The sequence below is a fragment of the Streptomyces sp. NPDC052236 genome (assembly GCF_044548015.1).
Taxonomy (GTDB): domain Bacteria; phylum Actinomycetota; class Actinomycetes; order Streptomycetales; family Streptomycetaceae; genus Streptomyces.
In genome coordinates this window covers 27,677-49,560 of sequence record NZ_JBIUBL010000001.1, presented here as the reverse complement: position 1 = coordinate 49,560, position 21,884 = coordinate 27,677, and the positions used below count along the sequence as shown (strand labels likewise).

Sequence of the window (21,884 nt, the reverse complement as noted above, 5' to 3'; positions counted from 1 at the left end):
TTACGGTTTTACGCAGCTCCGGCCGGGGTGCCGCCACCGGCTGCGAGTTGATCGCCGATGGCCCGCAGTCCCGCGAGGTCGTGTACATCGCCGGGCAGGGCGGGTACTTCGGCCACGGCCACCTCGGGGTGGAGTGCGGTGAAACGGTCGCGTGTCCGCTGTTCGCGCGCGAGCACCTGCATCCGTTCGGCGTGCAGGCGCAGCAGACCTGCCGTCAGTTGCTCTGTGGTGTGGTCCCCCGGGGATTCATGAGCTTGGTCATCTGGATCTTCGTCTTCGGCGGTGTCGTCCGCGGGCGGGGCTGTGGGAGAGGCGCCCGCGACGTCACGAACATCAGTCTTCCCAGACGCATGATCCACAATGCGCTCCTCGACAAGATTTTCTGCGGCGGCAAGCGCACGCTCAGCCGACAACCAGGCGGCGCCGCTGCCGTGGACCCGGTTGAGTACCAGACCGGCCAGCGGCATCTCCTCCGCCGCCAGCCGCTCCACGAAATACGCCGCCTCACGCAGCGCGTCCCGCTCCGGGGCGGCGACCACGAGAAAGGCCGTGCCGGGTGCCTGGAGCAGCCTGTACGTGGCATCGGCGCGGGTGCGGAAGCCGCCGAACATGGTGTCCATGGCGCCGACGAAGGTCTGTACGTCGCGCAGGAGCTGACCGCCGAGCAGCTTGCCGAGCGTGCCGGTCATCATCGACATGCCGACATTGAGGAACTTCATCCCGGCCCGGCCGCCCATCTTCGCCGGGGCCATCAGCAGCTTGATGAACTTCCCGTCCAGGAACGACCCGAGGCGTTTGGGCGCGTCCAGGAAGTCCAGCGCCGAGCGAGAGGGCGGGGTGTCGACCACGATGAGGTCCCACTCGTCGCGGGCGCGCAGCTGGCCCAGCTTCTCCATCGCCATGTACTCCTGCGTGCCGGTGAAACCGGCCGACAGGGACTGGTAGAAGGGGTTCTCCAGGATCGCGCGGGCCCGCTCGCCGTCCGCGTGCGCCTCGACGATCTCGTCGAAGGTCCGCTTCATGTCGAGCATCATGGCGTGCAGTTCGCCCGCGTTCGCGCCGGTGCCGTTTCCGTTGCTGTTTCGGTTGCCGTTGTTGTTGCCGCCGGGCTGGATGCCCTTGACCCGGCGAGGCGTGTTGTCGAGAGAGTCGATCCCCATGGACTGGGCCAGGCGGCGCGCCGGGTCGATGGTCAGCACGACCACCTTGCGACCGCGCTCCGCCGCCCGTACGCCGAGAGCCGCCGCCGTGGTCGTCTTGCCGACGCCGCCCGCGCCGCAGCACACGATGATGCGCGTGGCCGGGTCGTCCAAGAGCAGGTCGACTTCAAGAGGCGCCGACGCGTCCAGGGTCATGAGGCAGCCCCTTGCTTCCGCAGTTCCTTCGACATTTGGTAGAGCCCGGCCAGGTCGACTCCCTCGCTCAGTAGGGGGAGTTCGTACTCCGGCAGGCCGAGCGAGGAGAGGGCGGCGCGCTGCTCGCGCTCCAGCTCGACGCGCTGGGCGTGATCCGCGGCCTGGTCCAGGAGCGGGCCGACGAGCTTGGCGGAGCCGCTGACGCCCGCGGCCGTGAGCGCCCTGGCGATGTCCGTACGCCGGTCGCCCGCCGCGCTGCGTACCGCCTCCTCGTCCAAGATGTGCGGGCGCACCATGTTCACGATCACCTTGCCGACCGGGAGTTCGGCGGCGCGCAGTTCGGCGACGCCGTCCGCGGTCTCCTGGACCGGCATCTCCTCCAGCAGCGTCACCAGATGCACCGCGGTCTCCGGGGACTTGAGGACCCGCATCACGGCCTGGGCCTGGTTGTGTATAGGCCCGAACTTCGCCAGGCCCGCGACCTCGTCGTTGACGTTCAGGAAGCGGGTGATGCGGCCGGTGGGCGGGGCGTCCATCACGACGTAGTCGTACACGTACTGGCCCTGCTTCGTCCTGCGGCGTACGGCTTCGCATGCCTTGCCGGTCAGCAGTACGTCCCGTACGCCCGGCGCGATGGTCGTCGCGAAGTCGATCGCGCCGAGCTTCTTGAGGGCGCGGCCGGCCGAGCCGAGCTTGTAGAACATCTGGAGGTAGTCGAGGAGCGCGCGCTCGGCGTCGATGGCCAGCGCGAACACCTCACCGCCGCCCGAGGCGACGGCGATTTTCCGCTCCTCGTAGGGGAGCGCCTCCGTTTCGAAGAGCTGTGCGATGCCCTGTCTGCCCTCGACCTCGACGAGGAGAGTCCGCTTTCCCTCGGTGGCGAGGGCGAGCGCGAGGGCGGCGGCGACCGTCGTCTTACCGGTACCGCCCTTGCCGCTGACGACCTGGAGCCTGCTCACGTATTCGAGCGTAACCAGTCGTGCCGCCGGCTACGCACGAGGCTGCCTGTCGGTGCGACTACAGTCGGCTCCATGACCAAGTGGGAATACGCGACTGTGCCTCTTCTCGTGCACGCGACCAAGCAGATTCTGGACACCTGGGGCGAGGACGGCTGGGAGCTCGTCCAGGTCGTTCCCGGGCCGAACAACCCTGAGCAGCTGGTGGCCTATCTGAAGCGGGAGAAGACCCCGTGAGCGGTGTTGAGGCCAAGCTCGCCGAGCTCGGGCTGACGCTGCCGGAGGTCGTGCCGCCGCTGGCCGCGTACCAGCCGGCCGTGATCTCTGGTGTGTACGTGTATACGTCGGGCCAGCTCCCGATGGTGGAGGGCAAGCTTCCGGTCACCGGCAAGGTGGGCGCCGAGGTCACCGCCGAGGAGGCCAAGGAGCTGGCGCGCACCTGCGCGCTGAATGGTCTGGCCGCGGTGAAGTCGGTCATCGGCGACCTGGACCGGATCGAGCGGGTCGTGAAGGTTGTCGGCTTTGTCGCCTCGGCCGCGGACTTCACCGGGCAGCCGGGCGTGATCAACGGCGCGAGCGAGCTGCTCGGCGCGGTGCTCGGCGACAGGGGTGTGCACGCGCGCAGCGCGGTGGGTGTCGCGGTGCTGCCGCTGGACGCTCCGGTGGAGATCGAGTTCCAGGTGGAGCTCGTCCGGGACTGAGGCAGGCCCGAGGCGGGACTGAGGCGGGCCCGAGGCGGGACTGAGTCCGGACTCGACTGCCTCGAACATCGCGGCGGATGCGCATAGCATCCGTTCATGTCCAATGGTCAGTGGTATCCGCCCGAGTGGCCGGACCGGATTCGCGCGCTCGCGAGCGGCGAGCTCACCGCCGTGACGCCGAAGCGGGCCGCGACCGTGATGCTGCTGCGCGACACGCCGGACGGCCCTGCCGTCCATATGCTGCGCCGACGCGCCTCCATGGCTTTCGCCGGAGGCGCGTACGCATATCCGGGCGGCGGCGTGGACGAGCGCGACAACGACCACCTGGTGCGGTGGGCGGGCCCGTCGCTGGATGCCTGGGCGGCTCGTCTCGGGGCTGATACGCGTACGGCCCAGGCCATCGTCTGCGCGGCGGTGCGCGAGACGTACGAGGAGGCGGGCGTCCTGCTCGCGGGCCTCACACCCGACACGATCGTCGGCGATACGACTGGCGACGACTGGGAGGCGGACCGCCAGGCCCTGGTCGACCGGGAGCTGCCCTTCGCGGACTTCCTGGAACGGCGGGGGCTGGTGCTGCGCTCGGATCTGCTGGGTGCGTGGGCACGGTGGATCACCCCGGAATTCGAGCCGAGACGGTACGACACGTGGTTCTTTGTGGCGGCTCTGCCCGAGGGCCAGCGGACGCGTAACGCGTCGACGGAGGCGGACCGGACCGTCTGGATCCGCCCGTCGGACGCGGCGGCGGGCTACGACAGGGGCGAACTGCTGATGATGCCGCCGACGGTCTCGACGCTGCGGGCCCTGCAGGGGTACGCCACGGCGGCATCGGCGCTCGCGGCGGCGGGGGAACGGGACCTGACACCAGTACTGGCGCGGGCGCGCCTGGAGGACGGGGAGCTGATCCTGAGCTGGCCGGGCCACGACGAGTTCACGAAGCACATCCCGACGGGGGGTGGCGAGCGGTGACGTGTGCGGTCGCGGTGTGTGGGCGCGTGTCGCGGTGCCGGTGGGGGGCTGCGGTGGTTGGTGGGCCGACGCGGACTTCGGCCCCGGGTGCTGTGGCGAGGCGTGTCCGGCCGCTCATGCTGGCTGCGGTGGACGCGGCAGGTGAGGGAGGTGCGGGAGGTACTGCGGCCTGTCAGGGGGCTCACGGCACCCGCCGTGCACGTTCCTTCTTCGCACCTTCCTTCTTCGGGCGCCTTCCGCGCGGCTCGGTGTCGGCCCTGCCGTGGTGTGGGCCGGTGCGGGATGCTCGCGGAAGCCTGGCCGCCGCCAGGCAGCGGTGTCGGCCCTGCCGTGCGGCCGAGCCGCCGCGGCTACGGCGTCGCTCCACGGCCACATGTCTCCGGGCACTCGGCGCACTCCGCAGAGCTGGAGGTGTGCGGTGACCGATGCCTCGGCTCTCCCCGGGCAGCCCCGCGGTGGCGTGCTCTCCGGGCCCGCCACGGCCCGCGCCGTCAATGTCCTCGCGCCCAACGCCTCCGCGATGACCCTCGACGGCACCAACACCTGGATCGTCTCCGAGCCCGGTTCCGAGCTCGCCGTCGTCATCGATCCCGGGCCCCTCGACGACGTACACCTCAAGGCTGTCATCGCCACCGCCCAGCGGGCGGGCAAGCGGGTCGCCCTGACCCTCCTCACCCACGGCCACCCCGACCACGCCGACGGCGCCGCCCGCTTCGCCGAGCTGACGCGTACTCATGTCCGCGCCCTCGACCCCGCGCTGCGGCTCGGCGACGAAGGGCTCGCCGCCGGGGACGTCATCACCACCGGCGGGCTTGAGCTGCGCGTCGTACCCACCCCGGGGCACACCGCCGACTCGCTCTGCTTCCATCTCCCCGCCGACCGCGCCGTACTGACCGGGGACACGATCCTGGGGCGCGGGACGACGGTCGTCGCCCACCCGGAGGGGCGGCTCGGCGACTATCTGGACTCCCTGCGCCGCCTGCGCTCGCTCGCGGTCGACGACGGGGTGCATACGGTGCTGCCGGGCCACGGGCCCGTACTCGACGACGCGCAGGGAGCGGTGGAGTTCTACATGGCCCACCGCGCCCACCGCCTCGCGCAGGTGGAGACGGCCGTCGAGAACGGCCACCGCGCCCCCGCCGAAATCGTCGCGCACGTGTACGCGGACGTGGACAGGTCACTGTGGCCGGCGGCCGAGCTGTCGGTGCGGGCGCAACTGGAGTATCTGCGCGAGCACGGCCTGATCTAGCGGGCCTGATCCAGTGCTGTACGGCTCGTACGGTTCGTACGGTTCGTACGGCTCGCACCTCGCGTACGAGCCGTACGGGACGTGGTCAGCGCGAACGCTTCGCGAGCCGCTCCACGTCCAGCAGGATCACCGCACGCGCCTCCAGCCGCAGCCAGCCGCGCTGCGCGAAGTCCGCCAGCGCCTTGTTCACGGTCTCCCGGGACGCGCCGACCAGCTGGGCCAGCTCTTCCTGGGTCAGGTCGTGCACGACGTGGATGCCCTCCTCCGACTGCACGCCGAACCGGCGCGACAGGTCGAGGAGCGCTCGGGCCACCCGGCCCGGCACGTCGGAGAAGACCAGGTCGGACATCTGGTCATTGGTCTTGCGCAGCCGACGGGCGACCGCGCGCAGCAGCGCCGTGGCCACCTCGGGCCGGGCGTTGAGCCAGGGCTGCAGATCGCCGTGGCCCAGGCCGAGGAGCTTGACCTCGGTCAGCGCGGTGGCGGTGGCGGTACGCGGGCCCGGGTCGAACAGGGACAGCTCACCGATCAGCTCGCCCGGACCGAGGACGGCGAGCATGTTCTCGCGGCCGTCGGGGGACGTGCGGTGGAGCTTGACCTTGCCTTCGGTGACCACGTAGAGCCGGTCGCCCGGGTCGCCCTCGTGGAAGAGCGCGTCGCCGCGGGCGAGCGTCACTTCACTCATCGAGGCGCGGAGCTCCGCGGCCTGCTCGTCATCGAGCGCCGCGAAGAGCGGGGCGCGCCGCAGAACGTCGTCCACGAGTTCTCTCCTTGTCGACCTGCTCAGGGGACCGGACTGTGGCCCCATGATGCCGGACCGCGCTGCACGAAGCCGGAGGCTGGACCCGCAGCGTCTGTGCCGCGGCCGGACCCCCGGCAAGTAAAAATTCGTGCGATCAGTCACAGCAAGTTTGACGCACGGCCGAGCCGGTTCGTGCGGCAGGGGCCCGATTGGGTCCTGATTGCGGGTGGCCGAGGCGGATGTCAGTGCCGCCCCTTAGGCTGGCCGGGTGTCCAATTCGCCGGTGAGAGCGCAGGCCAAGGGGGCTGGGAGAGTGACCGGAAAGCAGAATTCCGCCGTGGGCGAACATGCCGCACCCGACCCCAAGAAAGCGACAAAACCTACCAAAACGGAATCGCGATTGGCGATGGTCCGCCGCGCCCGGCGGATAAACCGCGAACTCGCCGAGGTCTATCCGTACGCCCATCCGGAACTCGACTTCGTCAACCCGTTTCAGCTGCTGGTCGCCACGGTCCTCTCCGCCCAGACGACGGACCTGAGGGTGAACCAGACCACGCCCGCGCTCTTCACGAAGTACCCCACGCCCGATGACATGGCCGCGGCGGCGCCCGAGGAGCTGGAGGCGATCATCCGTCCGACCGGGTTCTTCCGGGCCAAGGCGAAGGCGCTCATAGGCCTGTCCACCGCCCTGCGGGACAACTTCGGGAGCGAGGTCCCGGGCCGGCTGGAGGATCTGGTGACCCTGCCCGGTGTCGGCCGCAAGACGGCGAATGTCGTTCTGGGCAATGGCTTTGGCGTACCGGGTCTGACGGTCGACACACACTTCGGCCGGCTGGTGCGGCGCTGGAAGTGGACCGACCAGCAGGACCCGGAGAAGGTCGAGGCGGAGATCGCCGCGATCTTCCCCAAGTCGGAGTGGACGATGCTCTCGCACCGGATCATCTTCCACGGCCGTCGCGTCTGCCACTCCCGTAAACCGGCCTGCGGCGCCTGCCCCATCACGCACCTCTGCCCGTCGTACGGCGAGGGCGAGACGGACCCCGAGAAGGCGAAGAGGCTGCTGAAGTACGAGATGGGCGGCCACCCGGGGCAGCGCCTGAACCCGCCCCCGGACTACCCGGGCAAGCCCGCGCCGTCCCTGGGGGACGTAGAGGACCCGAGGGAGGCCGTATGACGCCGAGCCCTCAGTGGCACCGCACGGACGGATCTCGCGGAACCGGCAGAACCGGCAGAACCGGCAGAACTCACAGAACCGGCGGAACTCACAGACCTCACGGACCTCACGGAACGATCCGTGTGCCCCAAGGCGTTGTGAAGCGAAGGGGGTGCCCATGACGCGCGCCGGAGAAGAGACGTACGACGCGACGCACGCGTACGGGGGCGAGGTCGCCGTCACGACCGACGGCCTGCCCGCGTGGCTCGACCCCGTCGTGCACGCCGCCCGCACCGTCGAGGCGGAGCAGCTCAGCCGCTTCCTGCCGCCGGAGAGCGGCCGGGGCCGCCAGTCCGCTGTCCTCATCCTGCTCGGCGAGGGCCCCAGAGGTCCTGAGTTGCTGCTCATGGAGCGCGCGGGCAACCTGCGCTCGCACGCCGGGCAGGCGTCCTTCCCCGGCGGCGCCCTCGACACCGAGGACGGCGACCCGGCCACCACGGGCCCGCTGCGTGCCGCGCTGCGCGAGGCCGAGGAGGAGACCGGCCTCGACCCGGCGGGCGTCCAGATCTTCGGCGTACTGCCCCGCCTCTACATCCCGGTGAGTCGTTTCGTCGTGACGCCCGTACTGGGATGGTGGCGAGCGCCGAGCCCGGTCGGCGCGGTCGATCCCGCGGAGACCGCCCGTGTCTTCACCGTGCCCGTGGTGGATCTCACGGACCCGGCCAACCGCGCGACCACCGTGCACCCAAGCGGCCACAGTGGCCCGGCGTTCACGGTCGAAGGGGTCTTGGTCTGGGGTTTCACGGCGGGTGTGATCGACCGGATTCTGCATTACGCGGGGTGGGAGAGACCATGGGACCGCACGAAGCAGGTCCCGTTGGACTGGCGGTCATGACAGGCTGACCCTGTGCCGCGCCCGACGGCGCGGCATTTTCAAGAGGCAACTGCGCCCCTGCCGGACGGAGCACCCGGCGACGAATCAGCGAGGCTAATGACGGTGAACGTGCTGGACATCCTGTTGCTGGTCGCCGCCGTATGGTTCGCGATCGTGGGCTACCGCCAGGGCTTCGTCGTCGGCATCCTGTCGGTGATCGGCTTCCTCGGCGGCGGACTCGTCGCGGTCTATCTGCTCCCGGTCATCTGGGGCGAGCTGACGGAAGATTCCGAAGTGTCCACCACGGCGGTGGTCGTCTTCGTCGTGATCGTCATAGTCTGCGCCTCGGTCGGCCAGGCCTTCACCACCCACCTGGGCAACAAACTGCGCCGGTACATCACCTGGTCGCCCGCCCGCGTCCTGGACGCCACCGGCGGCGCGCTGGTCAATGTGGTCGCCATGCTGCTGGTCGCCTGGCTGATCGGCTCCGCGCTCGCCGGGACCGCGGTGCCCACGTTCGGCAAGGAAGTCCGTAGTTCCAAAGTGCTGCTCGGGGTCGACGAGGTAATGCCCGAGCAGGCGTCCACCTGGTTCAAGGACTTCACCTCCGTCCTCGCGCAGAACGGCTTCCCGCAGGTCTTCAGCCCGTTCGCCAATGAACCCATCACCGAGGTCCAGGCCCCGGACCCGGCGCTCGTGGGCAGCCCGGTCGCTGCCAACGCCAAGCGTTCCATCGTCAAGGTCGTCGGTACGGCGGAGGAGTGCGGCAAGGTGCTGGAGGGCACCGGGTTCGTCTTCTCCGACCGCCGGGTGATGACCAACGCGCATGTGGTCGGGGGCGTTGACGAGCCCACCGTGCAGATAGGCGGTGAGGGCAGGCTGTACGACGCGAAGGTCGTCCTCTACGACTGGCAGCGCGACATCGCCGTACTTGACGTGCCGGACCTCAAGGCGCAGCCGCTCCAGTTCGCCGACGACGACGCGCGCACGGGCAACAGCGCGATCGTCGCGGGTTTCCCGGAGAACGGCGCGTACGACGTACGCTCGGCGCGCGTCCGCGGCCGGATAGACGCCAACGGCCCCGACATCTACCGTCGTGACACGGTGCAGCGCGACGTCTACTCGCTCTTTACAACGGTCCGTCAGGGCAACTCGGGCGGCCCGCTGCTCACGCCGGAAGGCAAGGTGTACGGCGTCATCTTCGCGAGGTCGCTGGACGACGCGGAGACCGGGTACGCCCTGACGGCCGACGAGATCCGCGACGACATCACCCTCGGCCGGACCGCCAACCAGCAGGTCGACAGCCAGGACTGCGCGCTGTAGTCGGCTGCCCAAGCAGCGCGGGGCGGCGCGTGCGCGGAGGCGGCGTGCGCGTGCGTCGCGGATGCGACGTGGCGCGGAGGAGCCGGGCGGACGAGCCGGGCGGCGCTGAGCGGCATCGAGCGGCATCGAGCGGAGGAGCAGCCGGGCCAGGATGGCCGGCAGTCAGCCGCAGGCTGAGCCGGGTCGGTCAGCCACAGGTGTGCCCGGATCGGTCAGCCGCACGCGTACCCGGGCGGGTCAGCCGCGGGTATGCCGCAGTCGCGCCGAAAACCAGCGGGCCCGGCGCCTCAGAATGCGAGGAATGCCGATTCCCTGCTCCGGATGCTCATGGCCCTCGCTCTGGGGTCCACCCCTGTCGCGAGTGATCGGTCCGCCGGCCGAGCGGCGGTTGCGTGCTGCGTCACCGTAGTCGTGCGTCCAGCCCATACCCGGACCTGTGCCCCTGCCCCAAGGTCGGTAACCGCCTCCGGGGCAGCCAATTGGCCTATGCGCGAGGCATTTGGCTGTTCGTAGTACAAGCGTTCCAATGGGCTTGGTGGGACGCCGTTCGACAGCCGGGCCACCGGCTTCACCGGTCCGGTTCGGGGTCCTTCAGCCAGTTGATGAGTTCGGTGGAGAACGCCACCGGGTCCTCCTCATGGGGGAAGTGGCCGAGCCCGTCGAACAGGCGCCAGCGGTACGGAGCTTCGACGTACTCACCCGACCCCGCCGCGCTGCGGGTCCGCATCACCGGGTCCAGGGATCCGTGCAGATGCAGCGTCGGCACCCGCACCGGGCGTTTCATCCGGCGGTTGAACTGGATTCCGTCCGGCCGCGCCATCGACCGCACCATCCACCGGTACGGCTCCAGCGCGCAGTGCGCCGTCGACGGGATGCACATCGCCCGCCGGTACGTGTCGACCGTCGTCTCGTCCGGCAGCTGTGGCCCGGACCAGTCCCGCATCAGCTTGCCCACCAAGGCCGCGTCGTCCGCGACAAGCTGACGCTCCGGCAGCCACGGCCGCTGGGAGCCCCAGATGTAGGACCCCGCGCGGCTCTGCGAGAAGTCGGCGAGCATCGCCGAACGCCACCGGCGCGGATGTGGCATCGAGGAGACCGCGAGCCGACGCACCAGCTTGGGCCGCATCACCGCCGCGGTCCACGCCAGATACCCGCCCAGGTCGTGCCCGACCAGCGCCGCGTCCGGTTCGCCGAGCGAGCGTACGACGCCGGTGATGTCGAGCGCGAGGTTCGCTGGGTCGTAGCCCCGCGGCGTACGGTCGCTGCCGCCCACGCCCCGTAGATCCATCGCCACCGCTCGGAAACCCGCGTCGGCGAGCGCGGTCAGTTGATGCCGCCACGTCCACCAGAACTGCGGAAACCCATGGAGGAGCAGCACCAACGGCCCGTCGCCCAGCTCGGCCATATGGAAGCGCGCGCCATTGGCCGCGACATCGCGGTGGGTCCACGGGCCGTCGAGGCGTACGGGACTTCCGAGGCCGCCGCCGAAGGCGCCGGGATTGGTATCTGGGTCAGGGTCAGGGGCCGTCATGCAGACGAGCGTGCCACAACCGGGCGCCCCGCGGACGCCACCGCGGGGTACGAAAGGCACACGAAAGGCGCACGGAACGGTGGCGGCGCGGTCCCGCCGCTGCTCACCGCGCCCGCGCGCGTCCCGAGCGGGCACGGGCGAGGGCCGGGCGAGTCCGGACGCGTTCGATCAGACGGAGGCGTTCTGGCGGTCCGTTCGGGGGTGCGGCTTGACGTTCTGCAGGAGGGCGGCCGTCTTCTTGGCCGAAGCGACGGACTTCCTCGGCTCCTTGCCGTTCTTGAACTTCATACGGCCCAGCAGCACGAGCACCCCTGCCACCAGCCAATACCCTCCGCCCACGATCAGGAACGACCAGGCGAGCCCGAGCCCCAGATTGTGGATGCCGTACGCCGCGGCGAAACTCAGTACCGGCAGCGAGAACAGGAAGAACACTCCCGCAACGCTGAAGGAGGCACCGCCGATCGCGCCGCGCTTGACGTCCTGCCGCAGTTCCGCCTTGGCCAGGGCGATCTCGTCATGCACCAGCGCGGACATCTCGGCGGTCGCCGAGGCGACCAACTGGCCCAGACTGCGGTCGGCGCCTACAGCGTTGTCCGCGCTGTTGCCGGGGTCCCTCATCGCTGACTCCCTCGTCCTTGTCTACATCTACATCTACGTCTACGTCTGCTGCATCTGCGCCTGTGTCTGCGGAGCTGTCCACGGAATCATCCGCGGGTCCGAAGTCAGATCATGCCGGACCGCTGCCCCCATCGCGTGACGCCCCCGCCAGTTCTGCCTTCCGACGGTGCTGCTCGGCCTTCTCCTCGTAGATCGCCGCCATCCGCAGGTGGTACTCGGGGTTGTCCTCCTCATAGATGTCGGGGATGCCGTCGTGGTCCTCGTCACGATCTTCGTCCGCGCACAGCGCCTGGTAGGTGCGCACCCGCAGCTTGAGCAGAATCCCGGAGAATACGGCCGCGATCAGCGAGCCCATCAGCACCGCGGCCTTGACCTCATCGGTCAGCACCGTGTCGCCGGAGAAGGCCAGTTCGCCGATGAGCAGGGAGACGGTGAAGCCGATGCCCGCGAGCGAGGCGATGGCGAAGACGTCCGGCCAGGCGAGGTCGTCGTTGAGCTCGGCCCGGGTGAAGCGCGCCGCCAGCCAGGTGCCACCGAAGATGCCGACCGCTTTACCGATCACCAGACCGAGGATGACCCCGAGGGTCTCCGGCTTGCTGAAGACATCGGTGAGCGAGTTGCCGGAAACGGAGACGCCCGCGGACATGAGCGCGAAGAGCGGCACGGCGAGCCCGGCGGAGAGGGGCCGTACGAGGTGCTCGATGTGCTCCCCGGGGGAGTGCTCCTCGCCGTCGTGCCTGCTGCAGCGCAGCATCAGACCCATGGTGACCCCGGCGATGGTGGCGTGGATGCCGCTGTTGTACATCAGCCCCCAGATCACGAGGGCCAGCGGTACGTACACGTACCAGCCGCGTACGCCCTTGCGCAGCAGCAGCCAGAAGACGGCGAGACCGACCACGGCGCCGGCGAGCGCCGCGAAGTTCAGGTCGCTGGTGAAGAAGACGGCGATGATCAGGATCGCGAAGAGGTCGTCGACGACGGCGAGGGTCAGCAGGAACGCCCGCAGCGCGGACGGCAGCGAAGTGCCGATGACCGCGAGGACGGCGAGCGCGAAGGCGATGTCTGTGGCGGTGGGGACGGCCCAGCCGTTCGTAGACCCGCCGCCGGTGACGGCGACCAGGGTGTAGATGAGCGCGGGTACCGCCATGCCGCAGATGGCGGCGATCACGGGGAGGGCGGCTGCCTTGGGGTCGCGCAGCTCACCGGCGACCAGCTCACGCTTGAGCTCGATGCCGGCGACGAAGAAGAAGACGGCGAGCAGCCCGTCGGCGGCCCAGTGCTGGAGCGAGAGGTCGAGGCCGAGGGAGGCGGGGCCCATGTGGAAGTCGCGTACGGATTCGTAGCTGTCGCCCAGCGGAGTGTTCGCCCAGACGAGGGCGGTGATCGCGGCGACGAGGAGAAGGACGCCGCCAACGGTCTCGGCGCGCAGCGCCTCCGCCACGAAGGTCCGCTCGGGCAGGGAGAGGCGTCCGAGGAATTTACGGGGAGTGGGCGTACGGGTGGGGGTGGGCGCGGTCACGTCGGGGGTCCTTCGGTCGCGTAGGCAGGGCAGAGCACATGCCGACCAGACTTCCCGGCGCACCTAGAACTACTTGAAGCCACTTTGTCGTGTCGCTGACGGACACGATCGTTAGTTTAACGAAAAGTGCACGGACGCGAGTGGGCACCCGGCGTGGTGCCGCCGGGTGCCCACTCACCAGTCCTTGAGGCTCAGTCCTCGCTGCCGGCGCTCGGCAGCTTCGTCTGGATCAGGTCCATCACCGAGGAGTCCGTGAGCGTGGTGACATCGCCCAGCTGACGGTTCTCGGCGACGTCCCGCAGCAGGCGGCGCATGATCTTGCCGGAGCGGGTCTTCGGCAGCTCCGCCACCGGCAGGATCCGCTTCGGTTTGGCGATCGGGCCGAGCGCCTTGGACACGTGGTTGCGCAGGTCGTTCACGAGGTGCTCGTCCTCGCTCGCCGTACCGCGCAGGATCACGAATGCCACGATCGCCTGGCCGGTCGTCGCGTCCGTCGCGCCCACGACCGCGGCCTCGGCGACCTTCGGGTGCGAAACCAGCGCCGACTCCACCTCGGTCGTCGAGATGTTGTGCCCGGACACCAGCATCACGTCATCGACCCGGCCGAGCAGCCAGATGTCGCCGTCGGTGTCCTTCTTGGCGCCGTCGCCCGCGAAGTACTTGCCGGGGAAGCGAGACCAGTATGTGTCGATGAAGCGCTGGTCGTCGCCCCAGATGGTGCGCAGCATCGACGGCCACGGCTCGGTGAGGACGAGATAGCCGCCGCCCCCATCGGGTACTTCGTTCGCCTCGTCGTCCACGACGGTCGCCGAGATCCCGGGCAGCGCCCGCTGCGCCGAGCCGGGCTTGGTCGCCGTGACACCTGGCAGCGGCGAGATCATCATCGCGCCGGTCTCCGTCTGCCACCAGGTGTCCACGATCGGCGTCTTGCCGCCGCCGATGTTCTCCCGGTACCAGATCCAGGCCTCTGGATTGATCGGCTCGCCGACCGATCCCAGCACCCGCAGGGAGGTCAGATCGAACTTCGCGGGGATGTCGTCGCCCCACTTCATGAACGTACGGATCGCGGTCGGGGCCGTGTAGAGGATTGTGACGCCGTACTTCTGCACGATCTCCCAGAAACGGCCCTGGTGCGGGGTGTCGGGCGTGCCCTCGTACATCACCTGCGTCGCGCCGTTGGCCAGCGGCCCGTACACGATGTACGAGTGGCCGGTCACCCAGCCGATGTCGGCGGTGCACCAGTACACATCCGACTCCGGCTTGAGGTCGAAGACGGCGTTGTGGGTGTAGGCCGCCTGGGTGAGGTAGCCGCCGGAGGTGTGCAGGATGCCCTTCGGCTTACCCGTTGTGCCGGAGGTGTAGAGGATGAAGAGCGGGTGCTCCGCGTCGAATGCCTCTGGGGTGTGCTCGGCGGACTGACGGGCGACGATGTCGTGCCACCACACGTCCCGGCCCTCGGTGACGGCCGTTTCCTGGCCGGTACGCCGGACCACCAGGACATGCTCGACCTGCGGGCACTTGGCGACCGCCTCGTCGATCGCGGGCTTGAGCGCGGTGGGCTTGCCGCGCCGATAGCCGCCGTCGGAGGTGATGACCAGCCTGGCGTCGGCGTCCTGGATACGGGAGGCGACGGCTTCGGCCGAGAAACCGCCGAAGACCACCGAGTGGGCCGCGCCGATACGGGCACAGGCCAGCATCGCCACGACGGCCTCGGGGATCATCGGGAGGTAGACGGCGACCCGGTCGCCCTTGGCCACTCCCAGCTCGGTCAGTGCGTTCGCGGCGCGCGAGACCTCGTCCTTGAGCTCGGCGTAGGTGATGGTGCGGTTGTCACCCGGTTCCCCCTCGAAGTGGAGCGCGATGCGGTCGCCGTTGCCCGCCTCGACATGGCGGTCCACGCAGTTGTACGCGACGTTCAGCTTGCCGTCGGCGAACCACTTCGCGAACGGCGGATTGGTCCAGTCGAGGGTCTCGGTCGGTTCGGTGGCCCAGGAGAGCCGCCTCGCCTGCTCGGCCCAGAAGCCAAGCCTGTCCGCCTCGGCCTGCTCGTACGCCTCCGCGGTCACGTTGGCGTTCGCGGCCAGCTCGGTCGGCGGCGTGAACCGCCGCTCTTCCTTGAGCAGGTTGGAGAGGGAAGGATTCTCGTTCACTGTTCCATCTCCCCCCTCAGCAGGTTGGCCAGGCTTTCGTTGCTCACGACATCTCCCTTTCCCAGGGCGTCCTATGTACGTATGTGTCCCGGGGCATAGCTCATCAGCCGACGGGCCGGGTGACAAGGGCCTGCCGAAAATTGGTTTAGACCTATGAGTCTCCGGTGGGTGTTCTGTGGGTGCCCCTCTTCCCCGAGCGGTGGAAAAGAGGGGCCATACGTTCTCACGTGCGACGCGCGCCCCTGGTTCAGACACGGTCATGGCTGAGGCGCGCTCCTGCTTCGGACACGCTCCTGCTTAGGACACGCCCATGCTTCGGGCACGCTGACGGTCAGGCGTGGTGCCGGTCAGGCGCGTGACCGCTCAAGTGCCGAGGGGGTGGGGGCAACCCGGTCGAAGACCTCGTCCATCCCATGCACCTCATCCACATCGGTCATCGCGTCTCCCTCGTCCACCTCGTTCGCCTTGTACTCGTCACTGCTCGGGAGCAGGTACGCCTGGGCCTCCCCCACATGGAAGTACATGCCGTGCAGCTTCAGCGTGCCTTCGGCGAGCCGCCGGGCCACCGCCTCATGGGCACGCAGATGCTCCAACTGCTGGACCACATTGGTCAGACACAGCTGCTCCACCGCGTCGGTGGGCAGCCGCCCGGAGATCCTCACCCGGGAACGGTGTTGGCTCCTCATCCGCTCCAGACTCGGCATCCCATGCCGCAACCAGCGCCGCAGCGGGGTCTGGGCACCTTCGGGCGGACTGCTCAGCAGCGCCTGCATTGCTCCGCACCCGGAGTGGCCGCAGATGGTGATCGAGTCCACCTTGAGCACATCGACCGCGTATTCGATCGCCGCCGCCACCGAGTCGTCGCTGCTCTCCGCGCCGGGCGGGGGCACCAGGTTGCCCACATTCCGTACGGTGAACAGATCACCCGGACCGCTGGCGGTGATCATGCTGGTCACCAGGCGGGAATCGGCGCAGGTCAGGAAGAGCTGGGCGGGTCGCTGGCCTTCACGCGCCAGCCGCGCGAGCTCCTCGCGCACCAGCGGAGCCGTATTGCGCTGGAATGAGCTGAGCCCGCTGGCCAGTTGATGAGTGTCGGTGTGCGATGGCCGGTCCTGGCAGTGGTGGTTGCGCCAGGGCGTCCAGGGACGGCAGCAGCCGTGCGTCACGGATGCGGGCTCGCTGATCCGGCTTCCGGCCCGGCCGGTGAACTCCACCGTCCCGCCATGCGCCACATGGGACGTCTGCCAGTCGTGCAGCGCCTCGTAGGCGGCGTGGTCCATGAAGGAGCCGTCCAACTCCACGACACACTCGGCACCTTGGGGGACCTGCCCCAGTATCCGGCTCAGTCGGGGCACGGCAAGGAAGGTCAACTGACCGCGGACCTGGACCCGGACTTGGATTCGGGGCCGGTCCCGGTCCCGGTCCCGGTGGGCGCCCTCCTCTTCTTCCTCTGCCGCTCCCTCGGCGATGGTGATTCGGGTCTTGGTCAGCCGGTGCAGCGCGACCGCGACCGCCACCGCGATCCCGATCACCACTCCCTCCAGCACGCCGGTGAGGACGACCGAGGCCAGCGTCACCGCGTACACCAACAACTCGCGGTTCCGCTTCACGCTGCGCAGATGCGTGATGTTGACCATCTGGATGCCCACGACCATCACCAGCGCGGCGAGGGCGGCCAGCGGGATCAGATCGAGCACGGACACCAGCAGGAGGGCGGCGACCGCGATCCACAGGCCGTGCAGCATTGTGGAGTTACGGCTCACCCCGCCCGCCGACACATTGGCGGCGCTGCGTACGGCGACGCCGGTGACGGGCAGCCCGCCGAGCGCGCCGGAGACGATATTGGCCGCGCCTTGCCCGGCCAGCTCCCGGTCGAGTTGCGCGCGCGGAATGCGAACCTCCGGCTCCTTCCGTTTGTCGGAGTCCTTGGTGTCCTTGGAGCGCTTGGATCCCTTGTGTTCCTGGCGGGCGGCAAGCAGCTTGTCGACGGCGACCGCCGACAGCAGCGACTCCACGCTGCCCACCAGAGTGATGGTGAGCACGGCGGCGAGGAGGGCGAGCGCCGGCCCTTCGGGCAGCGCGGGCAGGGCGTGGCTGCTCCAGGACGGCAGATCCACGCGCGGCAGGCTCAGCCCGACGAGCGCCGCGAAGGCCGTCGCGCCCGCCACCGCGGCGAGCGCGGCCGGGACTTTCCGTACGATCAGGCCCGCACGCCCCGGAATCCGCGGCCATACCAGCAGGACCCCGACGGTCAGGGCGCTGACCGAGATCGCAGCCGGATGGAGCCCGGCCAACTGGGCGGGAAGCCCACGGACATTGTCGATCGCGGAGCTCTGCGGGGTGCCGCCGAGCACGATATGGAGTTGGGCGAGGGCGATCGTGACGCCGATGCCGGCCAGCATGCCGTGCACGATCGCGGGGGAGACGGCGAGGGCCGAGCGGGCCACCCGCAGCGCCGCCAGCGCGAGTTGGGTGAGTCCGGCGACGACGGTGATGGCGCAGGTGGCGCGCCAGCCGTACTGCTGGATCACATCGGCGGTGACGACGGTCAGCCCGGCCGCGGGGCCGCTGACTTGAAGCGGGGCCCCGCCGAGCCGGCCGGCGACGATACCGCCGACAGCCGCAGCCACCAGCCCGGCCTGGAGCGGTGCGCCGGTTGCGAGCGCGATGCCGAGGGAGAGCGGCAGCGCGATCAGGAAGACGGAGATGGAGGCGGACAGATCGGCACCCGCGATGCGGAAGCGGCGGCGTCGGCGGCCGTCGCCGGGTTGAGAGCCTCGGCGGGTCTCGCCGGAGTCGCTGGAGCCGCCGGACTTGCTCGACTCGGAGTACTCCGGGGATGTGCGGTGCTTGGTGGAGTCCTTGGTTGGCTTACGAGGGGCGTCGTCGGCGTGAGTAGGGACGCAGGTTGACATGGTTCCCGTCTCCTCCGGGGCAGCGCGGTCGCGGAATGGGGGACGCGGCCGTGGGTCACGGCGTACAGCGGCGGGATGTATCGACTGGTCGACTCGCCAGATGCATCAACTCTAGGTAAATGAATCGTAATGCAGAGTAAAGAAAACGGGGCGACTTTCGTGGCAAATGGGGCAATCATTCACCCGTTCCAGTGATTAGTAATTTAATCGCGGCTTGTCGCGGCTGGGCCCTCACCCCGTGATGCGAGTTTGACGGCGCCCCACGAACCGCGTCGTACAGGCAAAGGGAAAGAGGGTGTGCGGATGTTGGCCGCCACGAGGAGAATCGTCGCCGGAGCAGCCGCCACGGCCCTGTTCACAGGACTCGCAGGACTCGCCGGGTGTTCCGGCTCAGGCGGGTACGGGTCCGTACCGGGCCCCGCGAACGGCGCCCGACCGGCGAAGAAGGGTGCCCTGGCCCCCAACAGCGCGGTCCGTCTCCTCGGTGACGGCTCCACCGCATTCACCGGAGCTCAGCCGCGACTGCTCAAGCCGAAGCGCATGAAGCCCGGACAGCAGCCCCCGCAGTTCGTGGTGTTCTCCTGGGACGGTGCCGGCGAGGACAGCCAGAGGCTGTTCTCCCACTTCCGCAAGGTCGGCAGGAAGTACGACGCGACGATGACGTACTTCCTCAGCGGCGTCTATCTGCTCCCCAGGGAGAAGGCGACTCTGTACGACCCGCCCCAGCACTCGGCCGGTCGCTCCGACATCGGCTTCAACGACATCCAAGGCGTCAGGGACACCGTGCGACAGCTGCGCGGCGCCTGGCAGGAAGGCAACGAGGTGGGCACCCACTTCAACGGTCACTTCTGCGGCCAGGACGGCGGGGTGGGTAACTGGTCCGTCGCCGAGTGGAAGAGCGAGATCAGCCAGGCAAAGTCCTTCGTGAAGAACTGGAAGACGAACGCCGGGCTGAGGGCCGAGCAGCCCCTGCCCTTCGATTACGACAAGGAGCTCATCGGCGCCCGCACCCCCTGCCTGGAGGGCCGTACGAACTTTGTGCGCGCCGCGAGCGAGCTGGGCTTCCGCTACGACACCAGCGGCATCAGCGACCAGATCTGGCCAAAGAAGGAACTCGGCCTGTGGGACCTGTCGCTGCAGATGGTCCCGGTGCCGGGCCGCGCCTTCGAGACGATCGCCATGGACTACAACTTCATGGTCAACCAGTCGGGCACGGCCAAGGGTGACCGGGCGCTCCACGAGTACTGGGGCAACCAGATGCGCGATGGCCTGTTGCAGGCATTCAACCGCGCGTACCACGGCAACCGCGCCCCGCTGATCATCGGCAACCACTTCGAATCGTGGAACGGTGGCACGTACATGCGCGCCATCGAGGAGACGATCGCGGCGGTGTGCGTGCAGCGCGATGTGCGGTGCGTGTCCTTCCGGCAGCTCGCCGACTGGCTGGACGCCCAGGACCCGAGAGTCCTGGAGAAAATGCGCGCCCTGAAGGTCGGCGAGGAGCCGAAGGGAGGCTGGGCGAGCTATCTCACCGCCCGGCCCAGCACAGCAGCCAGGGCCCCGACGGCCATGGCGGACCCAACGGCTCCGGCCGCCTGACCGGCGGGTCCGCCCCCCTGGTGTCTCGCGCCCCGTGTCTGCCGAACCTCTCAGCTGGGCTGCGGGACTGCCGACCGCTCACCCAGTACGAAGGCGGGGTCCACCTGCGCGGCCAGGTCGGCGCCCGTCTTCGCGTTCCCCCAGCTCTCCGCGTTCTTCAGATGGAAGTGCACCATCTGGCGCGTGTAGCGCTCCCAGTCGCGGTTCCCGTACGACTCCTCGGCGGCATTCCGCAGGGTCTGCAGCGACAGGTGGTTCTCCGCCTCCAGCTCGTCGAAGCGCGCAGGGCGACCCTTCTCCATCGCCCGGACCCACGGGGACTGCCCGACGGTGACGAGCAGGTCGTCGCCCACCTCCTCGCGCAGGAAGTCCACGTCGTCCTGGCCCAGTACCTTGTTGCCGACGACCTTCAGCGTGACGCCGAAGTCCCGTGCGTACTCCTTGTACTGGCGGTAGACGGATACACCCTTACGGGTCGGCTCGGCCACCAGGAACGTCATGTCGAAGCGGGTGAACATCCCGGACGCGAACGAGTCCGAGCCGGCGGTCATGTCGACCACGACATATTCGTCGGGCCCGTCGACAAGGTGGTTGAGGCAGAGCTCGACCGCGCCGACCTTGGAGTGGTAGCAGGCCACACCCAGATCGTTCTCGGTGAAGGGGCCCGTCGCCATCAGCCGGATGTCCCCACCGTCGAGGCGGACGGTGCGGGCACACGCCTCGTAGACCGGATTGTCCTCCCGGATGCGCAGCAGCTGCGAGCCCTCGCCCGGGGGCGTGGTCTTGATCATGGTGTCGGCGGAGGTGATACGGGGATTGGAGCCGCGCAGATATTCCTTGATGAGCGGTAGCTGCGCCCCCATCGCGGGCAGCGCGGCGGCCTCTGCCTCGTCGAGACCGAGCGCGGCCCCCAAGTGCTGGTTGATGTCGGCGTCCACCGCGACGACGGGGGCTTCATGGGCGGCCAAGTGGCGGATGAAGAGCGAGGACAGCGTGGTCTTGCCGCTGCCGCCCTTCCCTACGAAAGCGATCTTCATGTTCAAGTAGCGTAGTGCCAAGTTCGGACGGTTCGGTCCAGGCGCGTGAAGAAGACCACTCCAAGGTGGGGCACGCGAACCGGACGCGTAACCTCGCTACCCATGAGTACGAACGACTCGTCGGTCGACCCCCTTGCCGCTCTCGGCGCCCTGCCGGGCGTCGCCGATTCCGTGGATTCCGTACGCAAGGCCGTGGACCGGGTCTACGGGCACCGGGTCATGCGGCGCCGCGGCAGCGAGGTCACCTCGGAGGCCGCGCTGCGCGGAGCGCGCGGTTCCGCAGCGCTGTCCGGAGCGGACTGGGCGCTGGAAGAGGTCCGCAGGCGTACTGACTTCGGTGTCGAGGCCGAGGCGCGTACGGTCGGAGCCGCACTGCGCCTGACCGCCGAGGCCGGGCAGCTGCTCTCCATCTGGCGGCAGTCGCCGCTACGGGTGCTGGCCCGGCTGCATCTGGTCGCGGCGGGCGGCACGGGCAGCGTCGGCGACGACGAAACGGTGGGCCGACCGCGTCTCGCGGGCGAAGGGGTCCACGAGCCGCTGATCGAGGCGCCGCTGCCGGACGCGAGCGAGGTGGCCGGGCGGCTGGACGGACTGGCGGAACTGATCATCGCGGGAAGCTCCGCGCCCGCGCTGGTGACGGCGGCAGTGGTGCACGGCGAACTGCTGGCGCTGCGCCCCTTCGGCTCGTACAACGGCCTGGTCGCGCGGGCGGCAGAGCGCATCGTCCTGATCGGCAGCGGCCTCGACCCCAAGGCGATCTGCCCGGCGGAGGTAGGCCATGCGGAGCAGGGGCGAGGGGCGTACGTCGCGGCTCTCGGCGGCTATCTGTCGGGGACCCCGGAGGGCATGGCCTCGTGGATCGCGCACTGCGGGCGCGCGGTGGAACTCGGGGTCAGGGAGTCGACGGCGGTGTGCGAGGCGCTCCAGCGCGGCGCCGCCTGAGGCTCCTGGAGTGCCCGGAGTGTCTGGATGAAATGTCCGGACAGGGTTGCGGCGGTACCAACGAGTGGTACCGCCGCTGGCACGTCCACCGAGTTACCATGCGTCCTCGAAATATTGCCCATCAGGTCGGGAGCTTCTGCCCGTCACCTGGTGCGGCTGGCCCGTAATCGACGGGTCGACGTCGCGTGGGTGCTCAGTTTTCGTGCTCGGTCCGTGGGGCCATGCGTTAAGGCTGATCCTCTCGGATGTCCTTG

The 21,884-nt window shown here is 69.2% G+C and carries 19 protein-coding genes; 9 read left to right on the top strand and 10 right to left on the bottom strand.

Going from position 1 to position 21,884, the window contains the following annotated elements:
* Window positions 1-8: 8 nt before the first annotated feature.
* Both ACIHCQ_RS00205 and ACIHCQ_RS00200 read right to left on the bottom strand, forming a co-directional pair.
* A complete protein-coding gene (locus tag ACIHCQ_RS00205) occupies window positions 9-1,355 on the bottom strand; it encodes an ArsA family ATPase (RefSeq protein WP_399656204.1) in 1,347 nt (448 codons plus the stop codon).
* Window positions 1,352-2,314: an ArsA family ATPase gene (locus ACIHCQ_RS00200; RefSeq protein WP_399656202.1), complete on the bottom strand. Its 963-nt coding sequence runs from the start codon at window positions 2,312-2,314 to the stop codon at window positions 1,352-1,354. The genes ACIHCQ_RS00205 and ACIHCQ_RS00200 overlap by 4 nt, the downstream gene beginning before the upstream one ends.
* Window positions 2,315-2,386: 72 nt before the next feature.
* Here ACIHCQ_RS00200 and ACIHCQ_RS00195 point away from each other — a divergent pair, with 72 nt between their 5' ends.
* The 4 genes from ACIHCQ_RS00195 to ACIHCQ_RS00180 all read left to right on the top strand — a co-directional run bounded on the left by ACIHCQ_RS00195 (window position 2,387) and on the right by ACIHCQ_RS00180 (window position 5,227).
* Window positions 2,387-2,548, top strand: a complete 162-nt coding sequence (locus ACIHCQ_RS00195; protein ID WP_307661985.1) for a DUF4177 domain-containing protein — start codon at window positions 2,387-2,389, stop codon at window positions 2,546-2,548.
* A complete protein-coding gene (locus ACIHCQ_RS00190; protein ID WP_399656200.1) occupies window positions 2,545-3,012 on the top strand; it encodes a RidA family protein in 468 nt (155 codons plus the stop codon). Before ACIHCQ_RS00195 ends, ACIHCQ_RS00190 begins: the two co-directional genes overlap by 4 nt.
* 96 nt (window positions 3,013-3,108) lie before the next feature.
* Window positions 3,109-3,978, top strand: a complete 870-nt coding sequence (locus ACIHCQ_RS00185) for an NUDIX hydrolase (RefSeq protein ID WP_399656198.1) — start codon at window positions 3,109-3,111, stop codon at window positions 3,976-3,978.
* 418 nt (window positions 3,979-4,396) lie between these two features.
* Window positions 4,397-5,227 (top strand): MBL fold metallo-hydrolase, encoded by an 831-nt coding sequence (locus tag ACIHCQ_RS00180; protein WP_399656196.1) that lies wholly within the window; start codon window positions 4,397-4,399, stop codon window positions 5,225-5,227.
* Between the two features lie 85 nt (window positions 5,228-5,312).
* On the opposite strand, the gene ACIHCQ_RS00175 is transcribed toward ACIHCQ_RS00180, so the two are convergent.
* The gene (locus tag ACIHCQ_RS00175; RefSeq protein WP_017947815.1) at window positions 5,313-5,987 is read right to left on the bottom strand and encodes a Crp/Fnr family transcriptional regulator; all 675 of its coding nucleotides are present in this window, start codon (window positions 5,985-5,987) and stop codon (window positions 5,313-5,315) included.
* Between the two features lie 319 nt (window positions 5,988-6,306).
* Here ACIHCQ_RS00175 and nth point away from each other — a divergent pair, with 319 nt between their 5' ends.
* The 3 genes from nth (at window position 6,307) to ACIHCQ_RS00160 (ending at window position 9,319) form a co-directional block, all read left to right on the top strand.
* Window positions 6,307-7,143 carry an endonuclease III gene (gene nth / locus ACIHCQ_RS00170; RefSeq protein ID WP_399656194.1) on the top strand — a complete coding sequence of 279 codons (837 nt, stop codon included), beginning with the start codon at window positions 6,307-6,309 and terminating at the stop codon, window positions 7,141-7,143.
* Window positions 7,144-7,300: 157 nt separating this feature from the next.
* Window positions 7,301-8,017 (top strand): NUDIX hydrolase, encoded by a 717-nt coding sequence (locus tag ACIHCQ_RS00165; protein ID WP_399656192.1) that lies wholly within the window; start codon window positions 7,301-7,303, stop codon window positions 8,015-8,017.
* Between the two features lie 102 nt (window positions 8,018-8,119).
* Complete coding sequence (locus ACIHCQ_RS00160; protein ID WP_399656190.1) at window positions 8,120-9,319, top strand: MarP family serine protease; 1,200 nt, start codon at window positions 8,120-8,122, stop codon at window positions 9,317-9,319.
* A gap of 237 nt (window positions 9,320-9,556) precedes the next feature.
* Here ACIHCQ_RS00160 and ACIHCQ_RS00155 read toward each other — a convergent pair whose 3' ends face one another.
* The 6 genes from ACIHCQ_RS00155 to ACIHCQ_RS00130 all read right to left on the bottom strand — a co-directional run bounded on the left by ACIHCQ_RS00155 (window position 9,557) and on the right by ACIHCQ_RS00130 (window position 18,052).
* Entirely contained in the window at window positions 9,557-9,745 is a 189-nt protein-coding gene (locus ACIHCQ_RS00155) for a hypothetical protein (RefSeq protein WP_399656188.1), read from the bottom strand.
* A gap of 142 nt (window positions 9,746-9,887) precedes the next feature.
* Window positions 9,888-10,850 (bottom strand): alpha/beta fold hydrolase, encoded by a 963-nt coding sequence (locus tag ACIHCQ_RS00150; protein WP_399656186.1) that lies wholly within the window; start codon window positions 10,848-10,850, stop codon window positions 9,888-9,890.
* A gap of 168 nt (window positions 10,851-11,018) precedes the next feature.
* On the bottom strand, window positions 11,019-11,468 hold the full coding sequence (locus ACIHCQ_RS00145) for a phage holin family protein (RefSeq protein ID WP_399656184.1): 450 nt from the start codon (window positions 11,466-11,468) through the stop codon (window positions 11,019-11,021).
* 109 nt (window positions 11,469-11,577) lie between these two features.
* Window positions 11,578-12,987 carry a Na+/H+ antiporter NhaA gene (gene nhaA, locus ACIHCQ_RS00140; protein WP_399656182.1) on the bottom strand — a complete coding sequence of 470 codons (1,410 nt, stop codon included), beginning with the start codon at window positions 12,985-12,987 and terminating at the stop codon, window positions 11,578-11,580.
* Window positions 12,988-13,178: 191 nt separating this feature from the next.
* Window positions 13,179-15,137 (bottom strand): acetate--CoA ligase, encoded by a 1,959-nt coding sequence (gene acs / locus ACIHCQ_RS00135; RefSeq protein WP_399656180.1) that lies wholly within the window; start codon window positions 15,135-15,137, stop codon window positions 13,179-13,181.
* A gap of 347 nt (window positions 15,138-15,484) precedes the next feature.
* Window positions 15,485-18,052, bottom strand: coding sequence for a bifunctional SulP family inorganic anion transporter/carbonic anhydrase (locus tag ACIHCQ_RS00130; RefSeq protein ID WP_399656178.1), 2,568 nt, complete (start codon window positions 18,050-18,052; stop codon window positions 15,485-15,487).
* 303 nt (window positions 18,053-18,355) lie between these two features.
* On the opposite strand from ACIHCQ_RS00130, the gene ACIHCQ_RS00125 reads away from it, so the two are divergent.
* Complete coding sequence (locus ACIHCQ_RS00125; protein ID WP_399656176.1) at window positions 18,356-19,651, top strand: hypothetical protein; 1,296 nt, start codon at window positions 18,356-18,358, stop codon at window positions 19,649-19,651.
* A gap of 50 nt (window positions 19,652-19,701) precedes the next feature.
* Here the strand turns inward: ACIHCQ_RS00125 and ACIHCQ_RS00120 are convergent, their stop codons facing one another.
* Window positions 19,702-20,688: an ATP-binding protein gene (locus ACIHCQ_RS00120; RefSeq protein WP_399656174.1), complete on the bottom strand. Its 987-nt coding sequence runs from the start codon at window positions 20,686-20,688 to the stop codon at window positions 19,702-19,704.
* A gap of 102 nt (window positions 20,689-20,790) precedes the next feature.
* On the opposite strand from ACIHCQ_RS00120, the gene ACIHCQ_RS00115 reads away from it, so the two are divergent.
* On the top strand, window positions 20,791-21,630 hold the full coding sequence (locus ACIHCQ_RS00115; RefSeq protein WP_399656172.1) for an oxidoreductase: 840 nt from the start codon (window positions 20,791-20,793) through the stop codon (window positions 21,628-21,630).
* Window positions 21,631-21,884 lie beyond the last annotated feature (254 nt).